This window comes from Aeromicrobium sp. (assembly GCF_049587115.1).
Taxonomy (GTDB): domain Bacteria; phylum Actinomycetota; class Actinomycetes; order Propionibacteriales; family Nocardioidaceae; genus Aeromicrobium.
In genome coordinates this window covers 14,344-33,944 of the sequence record NZ_JBAVDI010000035.1, presented here as the reverse complement: position 1 = coordinate 33,944, position 19,601 = coordinate 14,344, and the positions used below count along the sequence as shown (strand labels likewise).

The 19,601-nt window shown below is 68.3% G+C and carries 21 protein-coding genes and 1 riboswitch; of the genes, 19 read left to right on the top strand and 2 right to left on the bottom strand.

The genetic code is table 11. The features are described from left to right. The 12 genes from WB461_RS03935 to WB461_RS03880 all read left to right on the top strand — a co-directional run. On the top strand, positions 1-1,855 hold a 1,855-nt coding region (locus tag WB461_RS03935; RefSeq protein WP_423851412.1), incomplete at its 5' end, for a primosome assembly protein PriA. A gap of 81 nt (positions 1,856-1,936) precedes the next feature. Beyond that, the gene (gene fmt / locus WB461_RS03930) at positions 1,937-2,881 is read left to right on the top strand and encodes a methionyl-tRNA formyltransferase (RefSeq protein WP_423851411.1); all 945 of its coding nucleotides are present in this window, start codon (positions 1,937-1,939) and stop codon (positions 2,879-2,881) included. 34 nt (positions 2,882-2,915) lie between these two features. Then, a complete protein-coding gene (locus WB461_RS03925) occupies positions 2,916-4,202 on the top strand; it encodes an RsmB/NOP family class I SAM-dependent RNA methyltransferase (RefSeq protein ID WP_423851410.1) in 1,287 nt (428 codons plus the stop codon). A gap of 96 nt (positions 4,203-4,298) precedes the next feature. Next, positions 4,299-4,961: a ribulose-phosphate 3-epimerase gene (rpe, locus tag WB461_RS03920; protein ID WP_423851409.1), complete on the top strand. Its 663-nt coding sequence runs from the start codon at positions 4,299-4,301 to the stop codon at positions 4,959-4,961. 45 nt (positions 4,962-5,006) lie between these two features. After that, positions 5,007-5,140: riboswitch (FMN riboswitch) on the top strand. 91 nt (positions 5,141-5,231) lie between these two features. Then, the gene (ribD, locus tag WB461_RS03915; RefSeq protein ID WP_423851413.1) at positions 5,232-6,269 is read left to right on the top strand and encodes a bifunctional diaminohydroxyphosphoribosylaminopyrimidine deaminase/5-amino-6-(5-phosphoribosylamino)uracil reductase RibD; all 1,038 of its coding nucleotides are present in this window, start codon (positions 5,232-5,234) and stop codon (positions 6,267-6,269) included. Next, positions 6,269-6,904, top strand: a complete 636-nt coding sequence (locus WB461_RS03910) for a riboflavin synthase (protein WP_423851408.1) — start codon at positions 6,269-6,271, stop codon at positions 6,902-6,904. Before ribD ends, WB461_RS03910 begins: the two co-directional genes overlap by 1 nt. Continuing rightward, positions 6,897-8,129, top strand: coding sequence for a bifunctional 3,4-dihydroxy-2-butanone-4-phosphate synthase/GTP cyclohydrolase II (locus WB461_RS03905; RefSeq protein ID WP_423851407.1), 1,233 nt, complete (start codon positions 6,897-6,899; stop codon positions 8,127-8,129). The genes WB461_RS03910 and WB461_RS03905 overlap by 8 nt, the downstream gene beginning before the upstream one ends. Next, positions 8,126-8,596, top strand: coding sequence for a 6,7-dimethyl-8-ribityllumazine synthase (gene ribH / locus WB461_RS03900; protein WP_423851406.1), 471 nt, complete (start codon positions 8,126-8,128; stop codon positions 8,594-8,596). The genes WB461_RS03905 and ribH overlap by 4 nt, the downstream gene beginning before the upstream one ends. Before the next feature lie 99 nt (positions 8,597-8,695). Next, positions 8,696-8,965, top strand: coding sequence for a phosphoribosyl-ATP diphosphatase (locus WB461_RS03895; RefSeq protein ID WP_423851405.1), 270 nt, complete (start codon positions 8,696-8,698; stop codon positions 8,963-8,965). 72 nt (positions 8,966-9,037) lie between these two features. After that, positions 9,038-9,883: an ATP phosphoribosyltransferase gene (gene hisG / locus WB461_RS03890; RefSeq protein ID WP_423851404.1), complete on the top strand. Its 846-nt coding sequence runs from the start codon at positions 9,038-9,040 to the stop codon at positions 9,881-9,883. Next, positions 9,871-10,287, top strand: a complete 417-nt coding sequence (locus WB461_RS03885) for a PH domain-containing protein (RefSeq protein ID WP_423851403.1) — start codon at positions 9,871-9,873, stop codon at positions 10,285-10,287. Before hisG ends, WB461_RS03885 begins: the two co-directional genes overlap by 13 nt. Further along, positions 10,284-10,742: an SseB family protein gene (locus WB461_RS03880; RefSeq protein WP_423851402.1), complete on the top strand. Its 459-nt coding sequence runs from the start codon at positions 10,284-10,286 to the stop codon at positions 10,740-10,742. The genes WB461_RS03885 and WB461_RS03880 overlap by 4 nt, the downstream gene beginning before the upstream one ends. 12 nt (positions 10,743-10,754) lie before the next feature. Here the strand turns inward: WB461_RS03880 and WB461_RS03875 are convergent, their stop codons facing one another. Then, positions 10,755-11,759 carry a GNAT family N-acetyltransferase gene (locus tag WB461_RS03875; protein WP_423851401.1) on the bottom strand — a complete coding sequence of 335 codons (1,005 nt, stop codon included), beginning with the start codon at positions 11,757-11,759 and terminating at the stop codon, positions 10,755-10,757. A 267-nt stretch (positions 11,760-12,026) separates the two neighbouring features. Between WB461_RS03875 and infC the strand changes: the two genes are divergently transcribed. The 7 genes from infC to pheT all read left to right on the top strand — a co-directional run bounded on the left by infC (position 12,027) and on the right by pheT (position 18,948). Continuing rightward, positions 12,027-12,746, top strand: a complete 720-nt coding sequence (gene infC, locus WB461_RS03870) for a translation initiation factor IF-3 (RefSeq protein WP_423851400.1) — start codon at positions 12,027-12,029, stop codon at positions 12,744-12,746. Next, the gene (rpmI, locus tag WB461_RS03865; RefSeq protein WP_423851399.1) at positions 12,747-12,941 is read left to right on the top strand and encodes a 50S ribosomal protein L35; all 195 of its coding nucleotides are present in this window, start codon (positions 12,747-12,749) and stop codon (positions 12,939-12,941) included. 41 nt (positions 12,942-12,982) lie between these two features. Then, positions 12,983-13,375, top strand: a complete 393-nt coding sequence (gene rplT, locus WB461_RS03860) for a 50S ribosomal protein L20 (protein WP_118395637.1) — start codon at positions 12,983-12,985, stop codon at positions 13,373-13,375. An 18-nt stretch (positions 13,376-13,393) separates the two neighbouring features. Next, positions 13,394-14,206, top strand: coding sequence for a TrmH family RNA methyltransferase (locus tag WB461_RS03855; RefSeq protein WP_423851398.1), 813 nt, complete (start codon positions 13,394-13,396; stop codon positions 14,204-14,206). Positions 14,207-14,261: 55 nt separating this feature from the next. Further along, positions 14,262-15,302, top strand: a complete 1,041-nt coding sequence (locus WB461_RS03850; RefSeq protein ID WP_423851397.1) for an ATP-binding protein — start codon at positions 14,262-14,264, stop codon at positions 15,300-15,302. A gap of 65 nt (positions 15,303-15,367) precedes the next feature. Continuing rightward, complete coding sequence (pheS, locus tag WB461_RS03845; RefSeq protein ID WP_423851396.1) at positions 15,368-16,471, top strand: phenylalanine--tRNA ligase subunit alpha; 1,104 nt, start codon at positions 15,368-15,370, stop codon at positions 16,469-16,471. After that, entirely contained in the window at positions 16,471-18,948 is a 2,478-nt protein-coding gene (gene pheT, locus WB461_RS03840) for a phenylalanine--tRNA ligase subunit beta (RefSeq protein ID WP_423851395.1), read from the top strand. The genes pheS and pheT overlap by 1 nt, the downstream gene beginning before the upstream one ends. A gap of 73 nt (positions 18,949-19,021) precedes the next feature. Here the strand turns inward: pheT and WB461_RS03835 are convergent, their stop codons facing one another. Then, positions 19,022-19,576 (bottom strand): LemA family protein, encoded by a 555-nt coding sequence (locus tag WB461_RS03835; RefSeq protein ID WP_423851394.1) that lies wholly within the window; start codon positions 19,574-19,576, stop codon positions 19,022-19,024. Between the last annotated feature and the right edge of the window lie 25 nt (positions 19,577-19,601).

Here is a 19,601-nt window from a genome sequence, read left to right as displayed (position 1 = left end):
CGCCCATCTCGATCGATTCTTCGACTACCTCGTCCCAGCGGCACTGGACGAGCTGGCCGTCGCGGGATGCCGGGTCAAGGTGCGCTTCGCCGGCCGTGCGGTCGACGGCTACATCGTCGAGCGGGTCGCCAGCAGCGCCCATGGCGGTCGGCTCGGATTCATCGCCAAGGTCGTCTCGGCCGAGCCGGTGCTCCACCCGGAGGTGCTGGCTCTGGCGCGTGCCGTTGCTGATCGCTATGCCGGCACCCTGGGCGACGTCCTGCGACTGGCGATCCCGCCGCGGCACGCGCGGGCCGAGGCACGTCGAGGCGAGGTCGTGGCAGCTGTACCTCCCGTCGGCACCGCCGCGGGCTGGCAGAGATACGTCCACGGACTGAGCTTCGTGGCCGCGCTCCGCGCCGGCGAGCGCCCGCGTGCGGTCTGGACGGCGGTGCCGGGTGACGATCCGGCGCGGGTGCTGGCCGAGGCAGTCCTCGCCACGATCGGTTCCGGCCGCGGCGCTGTGGTCTGCGTTCCCGACGTGCGCGACGTGGCCCGATGGGATGCGGTGTTCGCCGAGGTCCTCGGTCCCGGACAACACGTTGCTCTGACGGCCGGGCAGCCCGCCGAGCAGCGCTACCGCTCGTTCCTCATGCTGTCACGCGGCGAGGTCCCGGTGGTGCTGGGCACTCGGGCCGCGGCATTCGCGCCGGTCCGCGATCTCGGTCTGGTCGCGATGTGGGACGACGGGGACGATCTGTACGCCGAACCTCGCTCGCCCTATCCGCACGCCCGCGAGGTGCTGCTGCTGCGCGCCGCCGCACAGGACACTGCCGTGCTGATCGGGGGCTACGCGCGCACGGCCGAGGGGCAGTCGTTGATTGACAGTCAGTGGTGCGTGGAACTGGCCGCGGAGCAGCGGGAGCGCCGGCGAGCCTGGCCTCGGCTCGCCGTGACCGATGGATCGACTGCGGGTGCGGCCCCCGTCCGGCTCCCGCAGGAGGCGTTCAAGGCCGTCCGAGCGGCCGCGGGGGCGGTCCTGATCCAGGTGCCGCGGCGCGGCTACCGCGATTCATTGTCCTGCCAGACCTGCCGGCAGCCCGCTCGGTGCACCGCCTGCCGGGGACCACTGGGACAGCCGTCGGCGTCGGCTCCGATCACCTGCCGCTGGTGCGGTCTCGGCGCGTCCCCGTGGGCGTGCGTGCATTGTCACGGGACCACTCTGCGCTCGCCGGTCGTCGGCGCCCTGCGCACCGCGGAGGAGTTCGCCCGGGCCTTCCCCGCTCTCGAGATCGTGACATCGGGCGGACGGACGATTCTCGACCGGATCGAGCCGGGCCACCGGTTGGTCCTGGCGACACCGGGTGCCGAGCCCCACGTCGAGGGCGGTTACGACGTCGTGATCCTGCTCGACACCTGGCTGATGCTGGGGCGTGAGGATGTGCGCGTCGAGGAGGAGTCACATCGGCGCTGGTTCAACGCCTTGGCGCTGGCACGCCCGGGCGGCAAGGCGGTCGCGGTGGGCGACCCCCAGATCCTGCAGGCCCTGGTCCGAGCCGATCCAGCCGGATTCGCCGCGCGCGAGCTCGCCGGCCGCGCCGAGACCCATCTGCCGCCCACTGCTCGACTCGCAACGATCGCAGGCCCTGACGACGCGCTGCGCGGTGTCGTCGAGCGCCAATGGACTCCCAACACCGAGGTCCTCGGCCCCGTGCCGGTCGATCAACGGTCGCACGAGGCGGGGGAGCAGATGATCCTGCGTGCTCCACGCCGCGAAGGGGCCGCCCTCGCCCGGGCGTTGTCCGCGCTCGCGGCCGAGCGCAGCGCTGCCAAGCTGCCCGCTCTGCGCATCCAGATCGACCCTGCGACGTGGTGATCCGGCGTCCAGGGCGAGTCCTCCTGCTGCGCTGGGTCACCGCACGCGGGGAGCTCCTCGGCGACACCTAGACTTGACGCCGTGAGAGTCGTCTTCGCTGGTACGCCCGAGACGGCCCTGCCGACCCTTGACGCTCTGGTGGCGAGCCGACACGACGTGGTCGCCGTGGTCACCCGCCCCGATGCGCCAGCAGGCCGAGGCCGCACCCTCACCCCGTCCCCGGTTGCGCTTGCGGCGTCCGCACACGGAATCGAGGTGCTCAAGCCGGTCAAGCCCTCGGACCCGGACTTCATGGCTCGGCTTCGGGACATCGCGCCGGACTGCATCCCGATCGTCGCCTACGGTGCGCTGATTCGTCGCGAGGCACTCGACATCCCGTCATACGGCTGGATCAACCTGCACTTCTCCGTGCTGCCCGCCTGGCGAGGTGCTGAACCGGTCCAGCGGGCGATCATGGCCGGTGACGAGGTCACCGGCGCGACGGTCTTCAGCCTGGTCGAGGAGCTCGATGCCGGCCCGGTACTCGGCTCGATCACCGAGCGCATCCGTGCCGAGGACACCTCTGCGGAGCTCCTTGCGCGACTGGCCGACTGGGGCAGCACGCTGCTGGTCGACGTCGTCGACCACATCGAGGACGGCGACATCGCCGCAGTGCCGCAACCCGAGGACAACATCTCGTATGCGCCGAAGCTGACCACTGAGGAGGGCCGGATCGACTGGTGCCGACCCGCCTTCGCGATCGATCGGCACATTCGTGGCTGTACCCCGGCCCCGGGAGCGTGGACCCTGCTTCCTGTTTCCGGGTCCGGTGGCAGCGCCGACAGGGTCAAGGTGGGGCCGGTGACTATTGCCGACGAGCGCACCCTGGTACCGGGCCAGCTGCGGATCGGCAAGCGGGAGGTTCGGGTCGGGACGACGACGACCGACCTCCTGCTGGGGGAGGTGCAGGCGATCGGCAAGAAGCGGATGGCCGCCCCGGACTGGGCGCGCGGGACGCAGTTCCCTGCTGATGCGGCATTCGAATGACTGACAGCAAGCTGGCGCTCTGGAAGGCTGCGACATGACCGATCCATCCCGCCTGATCGCGTTCCATGCGCTCCGAGCTGTCGCTGAGCGCGACGCGTACGTCAACCTGGTGCTGCCCGACATGCTCGCCGAGCACCACCTCGAGGGCCGGGACGCGGCCTTTGCGACCGAGCTCGTGCACGGCACGGTCCGCCGCCAGGGCACCTACGACGCGATCATCGGACACGTCGCGAGCAAGGGCTTGGCTTCGATCGACCCGCCCGTCCTCGACGCGCTGCGGCTCGGCACCCACCAGCTGTTGAGCACGCGGGTGCCCGCGCACGCGGCCGTCTCGACCACGGTCGACATCGTTCGCCGCGAAATCGGCCACAAGCCGGTCCACTTCGCCAACGCCCTGTTGCGCAAGATCGGCCAGAAGGATCTCGAGGGCTGGCTCGAGATCGTCACGGACGGGCTGGAGGGTGATGAGGCTCGGGCCGTGCGGACGTCGCACCCGCTGTGGATCGTCGCGGCACTCCGCAAGGCCCTCGGCGGCCACGCGGCCCAGATCGACAAGCTGCTGGCGGCCGACAACGCGCCACCGCGGGTGACGCTGGTCGCGAGACCGGGCCTCTGCAGCCCGGAGGATCTGCCGGGCGTGACTGGCAAGCTCTCCCCGTACGCCCGGATTCTCCAGGACGGTGGCGATCCCGGTGCCATCCCGCAGGTGCGCGACGGCCGAGCCGGGGTGCAGGACGAGGGTTCGCAGCTCGTCGCCATTGCGCTGGCTGAGGCTCGCCTGGAGGGCCAGGACGACCGCTGGCTCGACCTGTGCGCCGGGCCGGGTGGCAAGGCCGCCCTTCTGGGCGCGTTGGCCGCGCAGCGAGGAGCGCAGCTGGTGGCCAACGAGATCCTCGAGCATCGGGCCACGCTGGTGCGGCAAGGAGTGCGCCAGCTGGACAATGTCGAAGTCACCACGGCAGACGGTCGGTCAGGTCCGTGGGCGGAGGCGTCCTTCGACCGCGTGCTGGTCGACGCTCCGTGCACGGGTCTCGGCGCTCTGCGACGCCGTCCCGAGTCTCGCTGGCGCCGCACCGAAGCTGATCTGGACAAGCTCGTGCCCCTGCAACGCGCGCTGCTGGGCCGGGCCTTCGAGCTCGTCCGTCCCGGGGGAGTCGTGGTCTACGCGACCTGCTCGCCGCACGTCCGGGAGACGACCGAGATCGTTGACGGCGTGCTGGCCGGGCGCCCTGACGTGCAGGTCGAGTCCACTCATCAGTGGTGGCCACACGTCGACGCGACGGATGCCATGTTCTGTGCCGTCCTGCGTCGCGACGGCTGAAGCCTCAGGCCGGCTGCGGCGCTGTCGTGATCCAGTCCGAGAGTGACTCCGTTGCGTCTAGGCGCGCGCTCCTGACCGCACCACTACGCTGGCGCCATGAGTCTCCAGATCACCCCGAGCATGTTGGCGTCGGACTTCGCGAACCTCGCCGGCGAGGCAGCCCGGATCCCCGGGGCAGACTGGCTGCACATGGACGTCATGGACAACCACTTCGTGCCCAACCTGACGCTTGGTCTCCCGGTGATCGAGGCGCTGGCCAAGGTGGCCCGACAGCCGATCGACGCGCACCTGATGATCCAGGACCCTGACCGATGGGCACCGGCGTACGTCGAGGCCGGGGCGGGCAGCGTCACCTTTCACGTGGAAGCGGCGGCCGCGCCGATCCGCCTCGCCCGGGAGATCCGCGCCAAAGGCGCACGTGCCTCGATGGCACTCAAGCCCGCCACACCGATCGAGCCGTACGAGGACATGCTCACCGAGCTCGACATGGTGCTGATCATGACGGTGGAGCCCGGCTTCGGCGGCCAGAAGTTCCTCGATCTGTGTCTGCCCAAGATCGCCCGCGCCCGAACGCTGATCGACAAGCACGGTGGCGACATCTGGCTGCAGGTCGACGGGGGAGTCTCCCTGGAGACCATCGAGCGATGCGCCGAGGCCGGCGCCGACGTCTTCGTGGCCGGATCAGCTGTGTTCAACGCCGACGATCCCGATGCCATGGTCGCCGAGCTGCGAGCGCATGCCGGACATCACATCCACTGACAGTCCCCAGGCGCTAGACTTGGACCAACGAGCAGCAACATCGCTCGCGTGCTCCGGGGTCGGTGCAATTCCGAGCCGGCGGTGACAGTCCGCGACCCGAGGTCTTGTGTGTTGAGGCCACGGTTGAGCTGGTGGAATTCCAGCGCCGACGGTGAAAGTCCGGATGGGAGGGGCACATACGTTCTGGTGCGTTGCGCCAGGACGGCGAGGTGACAGATCAGGTCATCTCCAGCCCCGGGACGCGTGAGCACCACGACCCCGGAGGAATTCATGGCCAGCGAGATCGAGATCAGCGCGATGCGTCGCGCACTCGATGCGGCCCGCGGTGTCGGACGTACGCTCCCCAACCCTCGTGTCGGCTGCGTCCTGCTGACGCCGGACGGCCGCGAGATCGCCGTCGGCGCGCACCACGGTGCCGGCACCCGGCACGCCGAGGTCGATGCAATCAGTCACGCAGGTGCCGCCGCTCGCGGCGCCACGGCGATCGTGACCCTTGAGCCCTGCAACCACCGTGGTCGGACTGGCCCCTGCGCGCAGGCCCTGCTCGAGGCCGGAGTCGCGCGGGTCGTGTTCGCCCAGACCGACCCGGACCGCTCGGCGGCTGGCGGCGCGACGACCCTGCGCGCGGCGGGCATCGACGTCGAGGCCGGTGTCCTCGGCGAGGAGGCGACCGAGCTGAACCGGGAGTGGACGCTCGCGGTGACCACGGGTCGCCCCTTTGTGACCTGGAAGTACGCTGCGACGCTCGACGGACGCATCGCGGCCCCCGACGGCACCAGCAGGTGGATCAGCTCAGAGGCGGCGCGGCGGGACGTCCAGACCTTTCGGGCCGAGTCCGACGCGATCCTCGTCGGCACCGGCACGATCCTGGCCGATGACCCTCGGCTGACGGTGCGCGACACCGCAGACCACCCGCTGCCGTACGAGAAGCAGGCGCTGCGGGTCGTCATGGGAGAGAGCGCGATTCCGAGCCAGTACCGCGTTCTCGACGAGACGGCCCCGACCCTGCTGATCCAGTCCCGCGATCCGGCAGACGTCCTGCACCAGCTCGCCGACCGCGAGATCCGCCACGTGTGGCTCGAAGGTGGTCCCCGCCTCGCAGGCGCGTTCTGGAACGCTGGTCTGATCGATCGCGTCATCGGCTACCTCGCTCCTTCGCTGCTCGGTGCCGGCCGCGCAGCCCTGGAGTCCGATGCGACGACGCTGACCGACAAACGGCCCATCGAGCTGCACGACTTGACCATGATCGGTCCCGACATCCGCATCATCGGATCACCGGATCGAGCGCAACGAGAGGACGTCGACTGATGTTCACCGGTCTCATCGAGGAGAAGGGCGCGATCGTCGCGGTCGAGGGCCTGGGCGATTCCGTCCGGCTGACGATCCGCGGGCCGCTGGTCACCTCGGACGCAGGGCATGGCGACTCGATCGCGGTCAACGGCGTGTGCCTGACCGTCATGTCGCAGGGGGCGGGCACATTCGCTGCCGACGTCATGCGGGAGTCGCTGGAGCGGAGCTCGCTGGGGGATCTGCGGGTCGGTGACGAGGTCAATCTGGAGCGGGCCACCCGCGCAGGGGACCGCTTGGGCGGGCACATCGTGCAAGGTCACGTCGACGGCACGGGGCTGATCATCGACAGGACACCCAGCGAGCACTGGGAGGTCGTGCGGATCGGGCTGCCCACGGACCTCGCGAAGTACCTCGTGGCCAAGGGGTCCATCACGGTCGACGGCACCTCGTTGACGGTGGTCGAGGTCGTGGACGGAGCCGAGCCGTGGTTCTCGATCTCGTTGATCCCGACGACCCTCGCCGAGACGACGCTCGGCGGCAGGGCCGCCGGTGACCGGGTCAACCTCGAGGTCGACATCCTCGCCAAGTACGTCGAGCGCCTGCTGGGCGCCCCCCATCGTGATCCGCACCCCGAAGGAGCAGCACATGAGTGAGCACGAGAACGTCCGGCTCGACAGCATCGAGCGGGCGATCGCGGACTTCCGCGACGGCAAGGCCATCGTCGTGGTCGATGACGAGGGACGCGAGAACGAGGGCGACATCATCTTCGCCGCCAGCAAGGCGACTCCTTCGCTGATGGCCTTTTTGGTCCGCTACTCCAGTGGCCTGATCTGTGCCCCCATCACGGGTGACATCCTGGACCGGCTGGCGATCCCGCTCATGACGCCGCACAACCGCGAGAAGATGCGCACGGCCTACACCGTCTCCATCGATGCCCGGGACGGCATCACGACGGGCATCTCGGCGGCCGACCGGGCCCGTACCTGTCGCGTGCTCGCAGACTCCGCGACCGAGCCGTTCGAGCTCAATCAGCCAGGTCACATCATTCCGCTGCGAGCCAAGCCCGGTGGCGTGCTCGAGCGAGCCGGACACACCGAGGCGGCCGTCGACTTCGCCCGGCTGGCGGGACTCACGCCGGCCGGTGTCATCGGTGAGGTGCTCCACGACGATGGCACTCTCATGCGAGCCCCCGAGCTGAGGGTGTTCGCCGACGAGCACGACATCGCACTGGTCTCGATCGAGGACCTGCAGATCCACCTCAGGCTCCACGAGTCCCAGGTGCAACGGCTTGCCACGACTCGCCTGCCGACCGAGTTCGGCGAGTTCCAGGCTCACGGCTACCGAGACAAGGTCGAGGGATCCGAGCACATCGCGCTGGTCTTCGGCGAGCCCGGCACCGAGGACGTCCTGACCCGCATCCACTCCGAGTGCCTGACCGGCGACGTGTTCGGCTCCCGGCGGTGCGACTGCGGTCCCCAGCTGGAGCTGTCGCTGACCGAGATCACGAGGGCCGGGGCGGGCATCGTGGTGTACCTGCGCGGTCACGAGGGTCGCGGCATCGGGCTGCTGCACAAGCTCCAGGCGTATGCCCTGCAGGACTCCGGCAGCGACACCGTCGACGCCAACCTCGAGCTCGGCTTCGGTGAGGACGAGCGTGACTACGCGGCAGGTGCGCAGATCCTGCGTGACCTCGGCGTCACCTCGGCGCGGCTGCTGACCAACAATCCGGACAAGACCATCGCGCTGGAGGCCTACGGCGTCAAGATCAGCGAACGAGTACCGCTGCGGATCGCACCCAACGAGGACAGCTTGCGATATCTGCAGACCAAGGCTGAGCGAATGGGTCACGATCTGCCCGGACTGGTCGACCCGGCATGAGCGGCGGGGGAGCGCCGGACCTGTCGGTGGACGCTGCCGGCGCGCGGGTCGCGATCGTCGCATCGAGCTGGCACACCGAGGTCATGGACGGGCTGATCGGCGGCGCCCGGCGTGCCCTCGCCGACGCGGGTGTCGACGACGTCACCCTGGCGCGCGCGCCGGGCTCGTTCGAGCTCCCCGTCATCTGCCAGGCGTACGCCCGTCAAGGATTCGACGCCGTGATCGCCCTCGGTGTCATCATCCGGGGTGGCACGCCCCACTTCGAGTACGTCTCGGCGGCCGCAACCGAAGGTTTGAACCGGGTGGCCCTGGACACCGGCGTGCCGATCGGCTTCGGCCTGTTGACCTGTGACGACGACGCCCAGGCGCTCGATCGGGCCGGCCTGCCGGACAGTCGCGAGGACAAGGGGCGCGAGGCTGTCGAGGCTGCTCTGAGCACCTGGATCCTCCTGCGTGACCTCGGTTAGTCCCTCGGGGGGCCCATAGGGTCTGCACCGAGACTGCACCTGCTGAACGACAGAAACGTCAGGCTCGACCGAGCGGTGCGAAGACCACCGATAGACTTGATGCCAATGAAGACCTTCGATGCACTGTTCGCCGAGCTGTCCGACAAGGCAGCCAACCGCCCCGAGGGCTCGCGCACCGTCGCCGAGCTCGATGCTGGCGTGCACGCGATCGGCAAGAAGCTGGTCGAGGAGGCCGCCGAATCGTGGATGGCCGCCGAGCACGAGGGAGCCGATCGGGCTGCCGAAGAGCTCAGCCAGCTGCTCTATCACGCGCAGGTCATGATGATCGCCACCGGAATCACGCTCGACGACGTCTACGCGCATCTGTGACGGATCGGCTCTTCGGCGCCAGTCCGTGCCTTCGCCTCCCGCACCGTCACAGAATTCCCGAGAAGAGAACCCATGCTCAAGATCGCCGTTCCGAACAAGGGCGCGCTGGCCGAGTCGGCCGCCCAGATGTTGGCGGAGGCCGGCTACCGGCAGCGCCGCAACGCCAAGGATCTCGTCACGCTTGATCCCGACAACGACGTCGAGTTCTTCTACCTGCGTCCGCGCGACATCGCGATCTACGTGGGCGAGGGCACGCTCGACGTGGGGATCACCGGGCGTGACCTGCTCCTGGACTCCAAGGCACACGCCACCGAGAACATCGCGCTGGGCTTCGGTGCCTCGACCTTCCGCTTCGCCGCGCCGATCGGCACCATGTCCACGATCGCCGACCTCGCCGGCAGCCGGATCGCGACGTCGTACGAGGGCATCGTCGAGACCTATCTGGCCGAACGCGGCATCACTGCCGACGTCGTACGCCTGGACGGCGCCGTCGAGTCTTCCGTGCGTCTTGGCGTGGCCGACGCCATTGCGGACGTCGTCGAGACCGGCAGCACGTTGCGTCAGGCCGACCTCGAGGTGTTCGGCGAGCCGATCCTGTCCTCCGAGGCAGTGCTCATCACCCGTCAGGACGCGCCCGAGCCGGATGGGTTCGCGGTGTTCAAGCGCCGTCTGGACAGCGTCATCGTGGCGCGGACCTACGTCATGATGGACTACGACATCCGGGTCGACCAGGTCGAGAAGGCCGTCGAGCTGACGCCGGGAATCGAGTCCCCGACGGTCTCCCCCCTGCATCGCGAGGGTTGGGTCGCGGTGCGGTCGATGGTCCCGCGGGATGCCGCGCAGAAGGTCATGGACCTCTTGTTCGGGCTCGGCGCCCGAGGGATCCTGGTGACGGACATCCTCGCGTGTCGGATCTGAGAACCTTCCGCCCCGGCGGGACCCGCGCCGTGGCGTACGGCGTGGCGATCCTGATGCTGGTGCTGACCGTCGTCGTGGGGTTGTCGCTGCCGTCGGACATCGCGTTCACGCCGGCGGAGGACGTCACGCTGTGGATCATCATCGGTGCGGTGCTGGCACTCCTGCACGGAATCGGTCGCAGCTTCGTGCGGGCCGGGGACGACGGAGTCGAGGTGCTGAACGGCTACCGGCGACACCGGATCGCGTGGGGCGACATCCGCGGAGTCGCGATGAACCCCGGCGCGCCGTGGCCGACGCTCGTGACCACGGATGACGACCGCATCATGCTGTTCGGCATCCAGGGTTCTGACGGATCGTCCGCCCAGGAGGCCGTCGACTATCTGCGCGGGCGGCTGTCGGCATGACTCACGACCGCACACTGGCGAGTCCGCAGTTCCCCGGCGACGATGGGGCCGTCGATCCGTCGCTGGCCGCTGCCTTCGGCGACGGACTCGAGGTCGTCGCGGCGCTCGCCTCGGCCAGGGTGTTCGTCCCGATCATTGCGCTGCTGGGCGATGCCCCAGCGACCGGTGACAAGAACGCCGACATGGCTGCTGTGCTGATGACGGGTGCGGACGGCCGCCGTGCTCTGCTCGTCTTCAGCAGCGTCGACACCATGGCGGGGTGGGACCCGCAGGCGAGACCCGTGCCGATCCTGGGGAGGGACGCAGCGCGGGCGACGCTCGACGAGGACGCCACCGCGATCCTGCTGGATCTGGCCAGTGACTCGTTCACGGTCGTCGAGGCTGACGATGTACGCCATCTTGCCGCCGGCCACCGCCTTGTACGCAGCGCAGCCGGCCCGGCCTGGCTCACCTGAGCGCCCGGGCGCTCAGCCGGCAGCGTAGGACTGCACGGCCGCCAATGGCACGGTGATGTGCACGTTGCCCTCGTGCCGCTCGACCCGAGCGACGAAGCCGGCGTTGCCGACCGCCCGCAGCAGCATGTCGTTCGAGCCGGCAGTCACGAACGTCAGACGGATGGCGCCGCTGGCCTTAGCGCGAGCAGCGGCTTGCTTGACCAGGACCGTGCCGAGCCCCTTGCCCTGCCAAGCGTCCTCGACCAGCAGCTGGAAGGTCCACTCCGAGTCCACCTGCTCCAGCGCTCCGTGACCGACAAGATCGAGCCCGACCTGCACGACCAGGGACTGGCCCGAGTCCGGCGCGACCAGCCGGCGTGCCATCCGCGTCGTCATCGGCATCCGCAGAGGCACCTGATAGCGGTGGTAGAGCGTCTGGACGCTGCACCGCTCGTGCAGAGCCGCCACTCCTTCGAGATCGGACAGGGTCGCCTCCCGCACGATGGGCACCTGATGATTGGGCGAGGGCGAGATCAGCGGTATGCCGCTACCGGCGTCGCTGACGAGTGACAGCAGTGTCTGCGCCCGGGTCCGCTCGGCCGCGGTGAACGGCACGGCCCGGCTGATCCGCAGCACCGAACCGTCCCGCCGGGTCAGGTCCAGCACGTCGTGGCCGGTGTAGTCCGCGACGTCGGGCGGTTCGGTCTCCAGCAGCTCCCGCAGGACCGACTCGACGTCGCGCCCGTCCTCGATCACAGCGTGAACGCCCCGTAGGTAGCGTGTCGGGGCGTCGACGACAGCAGAGTCGTCGACCCGGGTCACCGCGACCTGGGCGCCCCCGGCCCGCTCGAACAGCTCCGCGAGCGCCACATCGGTCCAACCGTCGGGCGCGGAGACGACGAACTCGTCGATCACCTGCTGCGGTGTGGAGAAGATCTGCAGGCCGATGATGTTGACGCCCGACCGACCGCAGGCGGAGGTGATGCCAGCCAGGTTTCCCGGCCGGTCGACGAGGGTCGTGCGTACGCGCCACGGCATGCAGTCAGCCTGGCGCCTGTATTTTTCCCTTCGACGACGTGGATGTTTCAGGCGTGCAACGTTTGCTCGATTTCACAAGGGAACGTCACCGCTGGTAGTCTTGGAGGCGAAGTGGAGGTCCACCTCCCACCTGCTTGGTCCTTGACCTTGGGGTTACGCCGGTCAATGTCGTGCTGGAATCATCCAGGACGTCAGGTCCGGCCGACGGCGTCGTCCTCCGGGAATACGCCACTGGTGGCTTCCGTTTTGTACGGGGGCCATTTTTTCATGGCCTCCCACACGATCTCAGGAGGATCCATCACCACAGAGCTGCGCGTCAACGATCGAATCCGCGTTCCCGAAGTACGCCTCGTCGGTCCTGGCGGTGAACAGGTGGGCATCGTCCGCATCGAAGATGCCCTACGACTGGCAGCGGAAGCTGATCTCGATCTTGTCGAGGTGGCTCCGACAGCTCGTCCGCCTGTCTGCCGACTCATGGACTACGGCAAGTTCAAGTACGAGACGGCACAGAAGGCGCGCGAGTCCCGTCGCAACCAGACCAACACCATCATCAAAGAGATGAAGTTGCGTCCCAAGATCGATCAGCACGACTACGACACGAAGAAGGGTCACGTCGTCCGATTCCTGAAGGCCGGTGACAAGGTCAAGATCACGATCATGTTCCGCGGGCGCGAGCAGCACCGACCCGAGCTGGGCTACCGCCTGCTCCAGCGGCTTGCCGCCGACGTCGAGGATCTCGGTTTCATCGAATCCAACGCCCGCCAGGACGGTCGCAACATGACGATGGTGCTGGGACCGCACAAGAAGAAGTCCGAAGCACAGGCAGAGGTCAAGGCCGAGAAGGTCAAGACCACTGCCGCCAAGGCCGCCGAGAAGGATGCCGAGGCAGCCGAGGTCAAGGCACATCGCGAGGCCGTCCAGAAGATTGCAACACCCAAGAAGCCACGTCGGCGTTCCGAGAACCTCGACCCAGACATGGAGGCATAGATGCCGAAGTTCAAGCCCCACTCGGGGATGAAGAAGCGAGTCAAGCTCACCGGAAGCGGCAAGCTGCGTCGCGAGCAGACCAACCGTCGCCACCTGCTCGAGGTCAAGTCCTCGGCACGCAAGCGTCGGCTGGAAGGTTCGACCGACGTCGCCAAGGCGGACGTCCCGCGCGTGAAGAAGATGCTCGGTCTCTGACCGCGCCCCCGACATACCGAAAACTTTGAAGGAGAACTGAGATGGCACGCGTCAAGCGCTCTGTCAATGCACAGAAGAAGCGCCGCCAGACACTGGAGCGCGCTGCGGGCTACCGCGGTCAGCGTTCGCGGCTCTATCGCAAGGCCAAGGAGCAGGTCACCCACTCGCTCGTCTACTCCTACCGCGACCGCAAGGCGCGCAAGGGAGACTTCCGTCGGCTCTGGATTCAGCGCATCAATGCTGCCGTCCGCGCCGAGGGCATGACCTACAACCGCTTCATCCAGGGCCTCAAGGCCGCAGGTGTCGAGGTCGATCGCAAGATCCTCGCCGAGCTCGCGGTCAACGAGCCGGCAGCGTTCTCCGCGCTCGTCAAGACCGCGAAGGACAACCTTCCGGCCGACGTCAACGCGCCGAAGGACGGCGCCGCGGCCTGACCGCGGCACCCGTACGCAGTGGCGAGCACGCCCGGTGAGCTCACCGTCCGTTCCGGACGGGTCAAGCACATCAGGCGGCTCGCCACTCGTGCGTTTCGGGCCGAGACGGGGGAGTTCCTCGCTGAGGGCCCGCAGGCCGTGCGTGAGGCGTTGGCGGAGGTCGGCGCGACGGTCGAGATCTTCGCGACCCACACCGCGACGACCCAGCAGGGCGATCTGCTGGCCGCGGCCGAACGCTCGGACGTCCCTTGGCACGTGGTCGCAGACGATGTCGTCGAGGCGATCGCCGACACTGTCCAACCGCAAGGCGTCGTGGCGCGGTGCCGTATCCCGCAGGCTTCGTTGACTGCCTTTTTGGCGTCCGGCCCGACCTTCGTCGTGGTGTGCGCCGACATCCGCGATCCGGGCAACGCCGGAGCGGTGATCCGTTGCGCCGACGCGGCAGGAGCAGAGGGTGTCGTGTTCGTCGGCGACAGTGTTGATCCATACAACCCCAAGTCCGTGCGGGCTTCGGTCGGCAGCGTCTTCCACCTTCCGGTGATCACCGAACGTGACGTGCCCGTGGCCCTCGGAGCGTTGCGAGACGCCGGCCTTGCGCTGCTCGCTGCAGATGGCGGCGGCGATGTGACGTTGTTCGACGACGACCTGGATCTCGCTGCTCCCACGGCCTGGCTCATGGGTAACGAGGCGTGGGGGCTGCCGCAGACCACGCGCGAGCTGGCCGACCGGGTGGTGGCAGTACCAATATTTGGCCGGGCAGAGAGCCTGAATCTCGCCACCGCGGCGGCCGTGTGCCTGTACGCCACAGCCCGTGCTCGGGCGACTCGCTGAGAGTTGACTTGCCAAGGCTCGTTCTCCTAGCCGGTAGGTACTAGATTCACTATCCATGGATCTCGACGACTTCCCCGACGGCGTCATCATCGCCGGTCCCGACGGGACCGTGGAGTACGTCAACGAGCGGATCCGTGCCATGGCCCGCGCCGAGGGTGACGAGATGATCGGCATGCACCTGGACAAGGCCGTCCCGTTCGACGACTTGAGCGGCAACTCCTGGTACGACTGCACCCGTCCGTACGACGGCATCGCGACCCGGACGCGAATCTCGGAGCAGGCGTGGTGGTCGCCCAAGGGCAGCGAGTACCTGATCACCGCCTCCCTGGTCCGCAACAGCGCGGCCGGCCCCGTGTGCCGCGTGGTCGTCAGCGTGCGCAATGCCCGGGTGCGCAATCAACGCGATCGGGAGCGATCCGACCTCGTCGCCACCGTGGCGCACGAGCTCCGGTCCCCGCTCACGGGCATCAAGGGGTTCACCTCGACCCTGCTCACCAAGTGGGACAAGTTCTCGGACGAGCAGCGACAGCTCATGCTCGAGACGGTCGACGCCGATGCCGACCGGCTCAGCCGCCTGATCACCGAGCTGTTGGACGCAGCCCGCATCGATGCCGGTCGACTGACCCTGCGCCGTGGCCCGGTCAAGCTCGACGAAGTCGTGCGGCGGGTGCTCACCAATGTCTCGGGCGGCTCGGCCGAGCCGTTCGAGATGAGGATCGGCGACGATCTCGACCTCATCTGGGGCGACAGCGACCGCATCACCCAGGTCGTGACGAATCTGGTCGAGAACGCACTCCGCCATGGCTTCGGTCTGCGCGAGGTCGTCGTGCAGAACACTCAGCACGCCGACTTCAAGGGCGGGGTGTCGCTGCAGGTCCACGACAACGGCCCGGGGATTCCCGAGGAGATGAGACAACGGGTGTTCAGTCGGTTCTGGCGTTCGGGACCCGGCGCAGGCAGCGGCCTGGGCATGTACATCGTTCGTGGCATCGTCGAGGAGCACGGCGGGCGGATCGACATCCAAGAAGCAGAGGGCGGCGGGGCGCAGATTCGGGTCTGGTTCCCGATCAACGAGCCTGACTCGATGACCGGCTGAGTCGACACAGCTGGGACCGATAAACTCGAGGTCAACACCCCACCCGAGCTCTCCGGAAGGCCCGTATGTCCGCGCCCAACTCCTCGTACGACCCTGTGGAGGTCACTCCCTTGCGCGCCGACGAGGTCGAACGAATGCGAGACGAGGCCCTGGCGGCGATAGCCGCTGCCGACACGCTGGAAACGCTCAAGCAGGCCCGACTCGACCATGTCGGGGACCGTTCGCCGCTGGCCTTGGCCAATCGAGAGATCGGCGCATTGCCTCCGCAGGCACGCAAGGAGGCCGGACAGCGCGTCGGCCAGGCGCGTGGTGCGATCAACCAGGCCCTCGCCGCCCGAACTGCTCAGGTCGAGACCGAGGAAGAGGAGCGATCGCTGGTCACCGAGGCCGTCGACGTGACCCTGCCGTGGGACGTGACGCCCGTGGGTGCACGCCATCCGGTGACGATGATCCAGGAACATGTCGGCGACATCTTCGTCGCGATGGGTTGGGAGGTGGCCGAAGGGCCCGAGGTCGAGGCCGAGTGGCTCAACTTCGACGCGCTCAACCTCGGACCGGACCATCCCGCCCGGACGATGCAGGACACCTTCTGGGTGACCCCGGAGCGGGCCGCGATGGTCCTGCGCACCCACACCTCGCCGGTGCAGGCGCGCACGATGCTGACCCGTGAACCCCCGATCTATGTCGTGTGTCCCGGACGCGTCTATCGCACCGACGAGCTTGATGCCACCCACTCGCCGGTGTTCCACCAGGTCGAGGGCTTGGCGATCGACGAGGGCTTGTCGATGGCGCATCTCAAGGGAACGCTCGACCACCTCGCCAGGGCGATCTACGGAGATGGCATGACGACGCGATTCCGACCCTCGTACTTTCCGTTCACCGAGCCGAGCGCCGAGATGGACCTGTTGTGCTACGTGTGCCACAACGAGCCCGATGCCGTCGCGGATTGCCGCACCTGCAAGGGCGAGGGCTGGGTCGAATGGGGCGGATGCGGGGTGGTCAACCCTCGCGTGCTGATCGCCTGCGGTGTCGACCCAGATCGCTATTCCGGATTCGCGTTCGGCATCGGCCTGGATCGCACGATCACCTCGCGCTACGACATTGCCGACTTGCGTGACCTGTACGACGGCGACATTCGCTTCACCCAGCCGTTCGGAGTTGAGCTCTGATGCGGGTACCCGTGGAATGGCTGCGTGAGCTCGTCGGCCTGCCTGACTCAATCTCGACCGAACAGCTCGCTGCTCGGCTGACCCAGTTCGACCTCAAGCTCGAGGAGATCATCGGCGACGTCGTCACGGGTCCCCTGGTGGCAGGTCGCGTGCTGTCGCTGGACAAGGAACCGCAGAAGAACGGCAAGACGATCAACTGGTGTCGGGTCGACGTCGGCGCCGAGCACAACGACGCCGACGGTGGCCGCGGCATCGTGTGCGGTGCGCACAACTTCGTCGAGGGCGACCTGGTCGTGGTGTCGCTGCCCGGTGCTGTCCTGCCCGGCGGATTCGCCATCGCCGCGCGCAAGACCTACGGGCACATCTCCGACGGAATGATCTGCTCGGGCGCCGAGCTCGGCATCCCGGGCGACGCCGACGGCATCATCGTGCTGGACCCGGGCTCCGCGCTGCCGGGTGAGGATGCGATCGATCTGCTGGGGCTGGGAGCGGAGGTGCTGGACCTGGAGGTCAACCCCGATCGGGGCTACGCACTGTCCATGCGCGGCGTCGGGCGGGACACGGCCCTCGCGTACGGCCTCGACTTCGCCGATCCGGCCGACATCCGCGTGCCCAGCTCCGGCGAGGGCTACCCGATCCGGGTCGAGGACTCCGATGCGTGCCCGGTGTTCGCGGCGCGGGCCGTCACGGGGTTCGACCCCGCTCGGCCCACACCGCGGTGGATGGCTCAGCGCATCGAGCAGGCTGGCATGCGGTCGATCTCGCTGGCTGTCGACATCACCAACTACGTCATGCTCGAGCTGGGTCACCCGATCCACGGCTATGACCGGGCCACGTTGCAGGGCCCGATCGTCGTTCGTCGGGCGACCGCGGGGGAGAAGCTGACGACCCTCGACGGTGTCGTCCGCTCCCTGTCGGCCCAGGACACGGTGATCGTCGACGACCGTGGTCCGATCGGTCTGGCGGGTGTCATGGGAGGCGAGGAGACCGAGCTCTCGCGTGCCACGACCGACATCCTGATCGAGGCGGCGCACTGGAAGGCGCCGATGATCGCCCGTACGGCGCGGCTTCACAAGCTCCCCTCCGAGGCGTCCAAGCGTTACGAGCGAGGCGTGGATCCGGCCTTGCCGGCTCGTGCCGCCCAACGTGTCGCCGAGCTGCTCGCCGAGCATGGCGGGGGCTCGATCGACGAGGGCATGACGGTCGTCGGCTCGCCCGCCGGTCACGCCGCGGTCCGGATGGCAATCGACCTGCCGACGCGCGTGTCGGGTGTCGAGATCGACCCGACCACGGCCGTGCAGGCGCTGGAGGGCAACGGGTGCGAGGTGTCGCTCGATCACAGCTCGCTCACGGCGACACCGCCGAGCTGGCGCTTCGACATCAACGACCCCAACGACCTCGTGGAGGAGATTCTCCGGGTCGTGGGCTATGACCAGGTGCCGTCGGTCCTCCCGGTGGCCCCCGCTGGCCGCGGGCTCACCGTCGCACAGAAGCTGCGGCGCAGGGTCGGCATGGTGCTGGCAGGACAGGGGCTCACCGAGGTCCTGACCTTCCCCTTCGCGGGCGCCGGCGACTTCGACCGGCTCGGCCTCCCGGCCGATGACGTGCGACGCCAACAGGTGCTCCTGGAGAATCCGTTGTCCGCCGAAGAACCCGGCATGACGACCACCCTGTTGACCGGTCTGCTTCGCAGCCTGGTTCTGAACGTCGGGCGCGGTCACGCCGACGTGCATCTCGTCGAGAGCGGGCGGGTGTTCCTGCCCCGCGCCGGTGGGGCGGAGGCGCCGATCTACGGCGTCGACCGTCGGCCGTCGGCCGAACAGATCGCTGCTCTCGAGGCCGCGCTGCCGGACCAGCCGCACCACGTCGGACTCGTGATGAGCGGTGAGCTGGTCCGATCTGGCTGGGCGGGCTCGGGGCGACAAGCCATGTGGGGTGACGCGATCGCGGTGGTGCAGCGACTCGCGGACGTGCTCCACATCGAGGTCGAGGTGCAGCAGGCGCAGATCATGCCGTGGCATCCAGGCCGGTGTGCAGCCGTCCTGCTTGACGGCCGGGTCATCGGGCACGCCGGCGAGCTGCATCCCCGCGTGCTCAAGGCGTACGGATTGCCCGCGGGGGTCGTGGCTGCCGAGGTCGATCTCGACGCGTTGATCGAGGCGTCCCCCGAGGTCGGTCCGCGACCGGAGTTCTCGTCGTTCCCGGTGGCCAAGGAAGATCTGGCCCTGATCGTCGACGACACCGTCCCGGCCTCGGCAGTGCACGACGCGCTGGCCGCTTCGAGCCCGCTGATCGAGTCGGTGCGCCTGTTCGACGTCTATGTCGGCGACCAGGTCCCGGCGGGCAAGAAGTCGCTGGCCTTTGCGCTGCGGCTCCGTGCCCCCGACCGGACCCTGGCGGATGAGGAGATCCGGACGGCCCGAGAAGCCGCCGTCGCGGCGGCCGGCTCGAGCCAGGGAGCCAGTCTTCGCGCCTGACTCATGTGACGGGTGGCCAGTCGCAGGACGGCCTGCAGGGGGGCGGCAGGCGGTGCTGCGGTGCCGGAAGAGATCAGAACGTGACAGCGGGCGGGACCTGCTGGCCGTCGGGAGCTGCATAGAACTCTCGCGCGCCTACGCCGGCGACACCGGCGAACAGCAGCCAGGGGATCGTGCGGACCAGCCTGTTGAGCGTGGAGACCGCGTCGTTGTAGTACTGGCGAGCGAACGAGATCTTGTTCTCGGTGTCGGAGAGCTCGGTCTGCAGTGCCTGGAAGTTGGCTGACGCCCTGAGGTCGGGGTACGCCTCAGCGACAGCCAGAACGTCGATGATCGCGTGGTCGAGCGTGGCCTCGGCGGCGGCCTTCTCGGCAACCGTGCCGCTCTTCGCGGCGTTCGCGGCGCCAGCGCGCGCCGCCGTCACGGTCTCGAAGACGCCCTTTTCGTGCTCGGCGTACCCCTTGACGGTGTTGACCAGGTTGGGGATCAGGTCGGCGCGACGGGTCAGCTGGACGTCGATCCCGCCCAGCGCCTCCTGCGCACCGATGTCGACTCGGCGCAGGCGGTTGAATGCGTAGACCGCGAACAGGCCAAGGGCGATCAGTACGGCCAGAATGATCCAGAGCATGGGTTCTCCTCGTTGGGATGGGTGC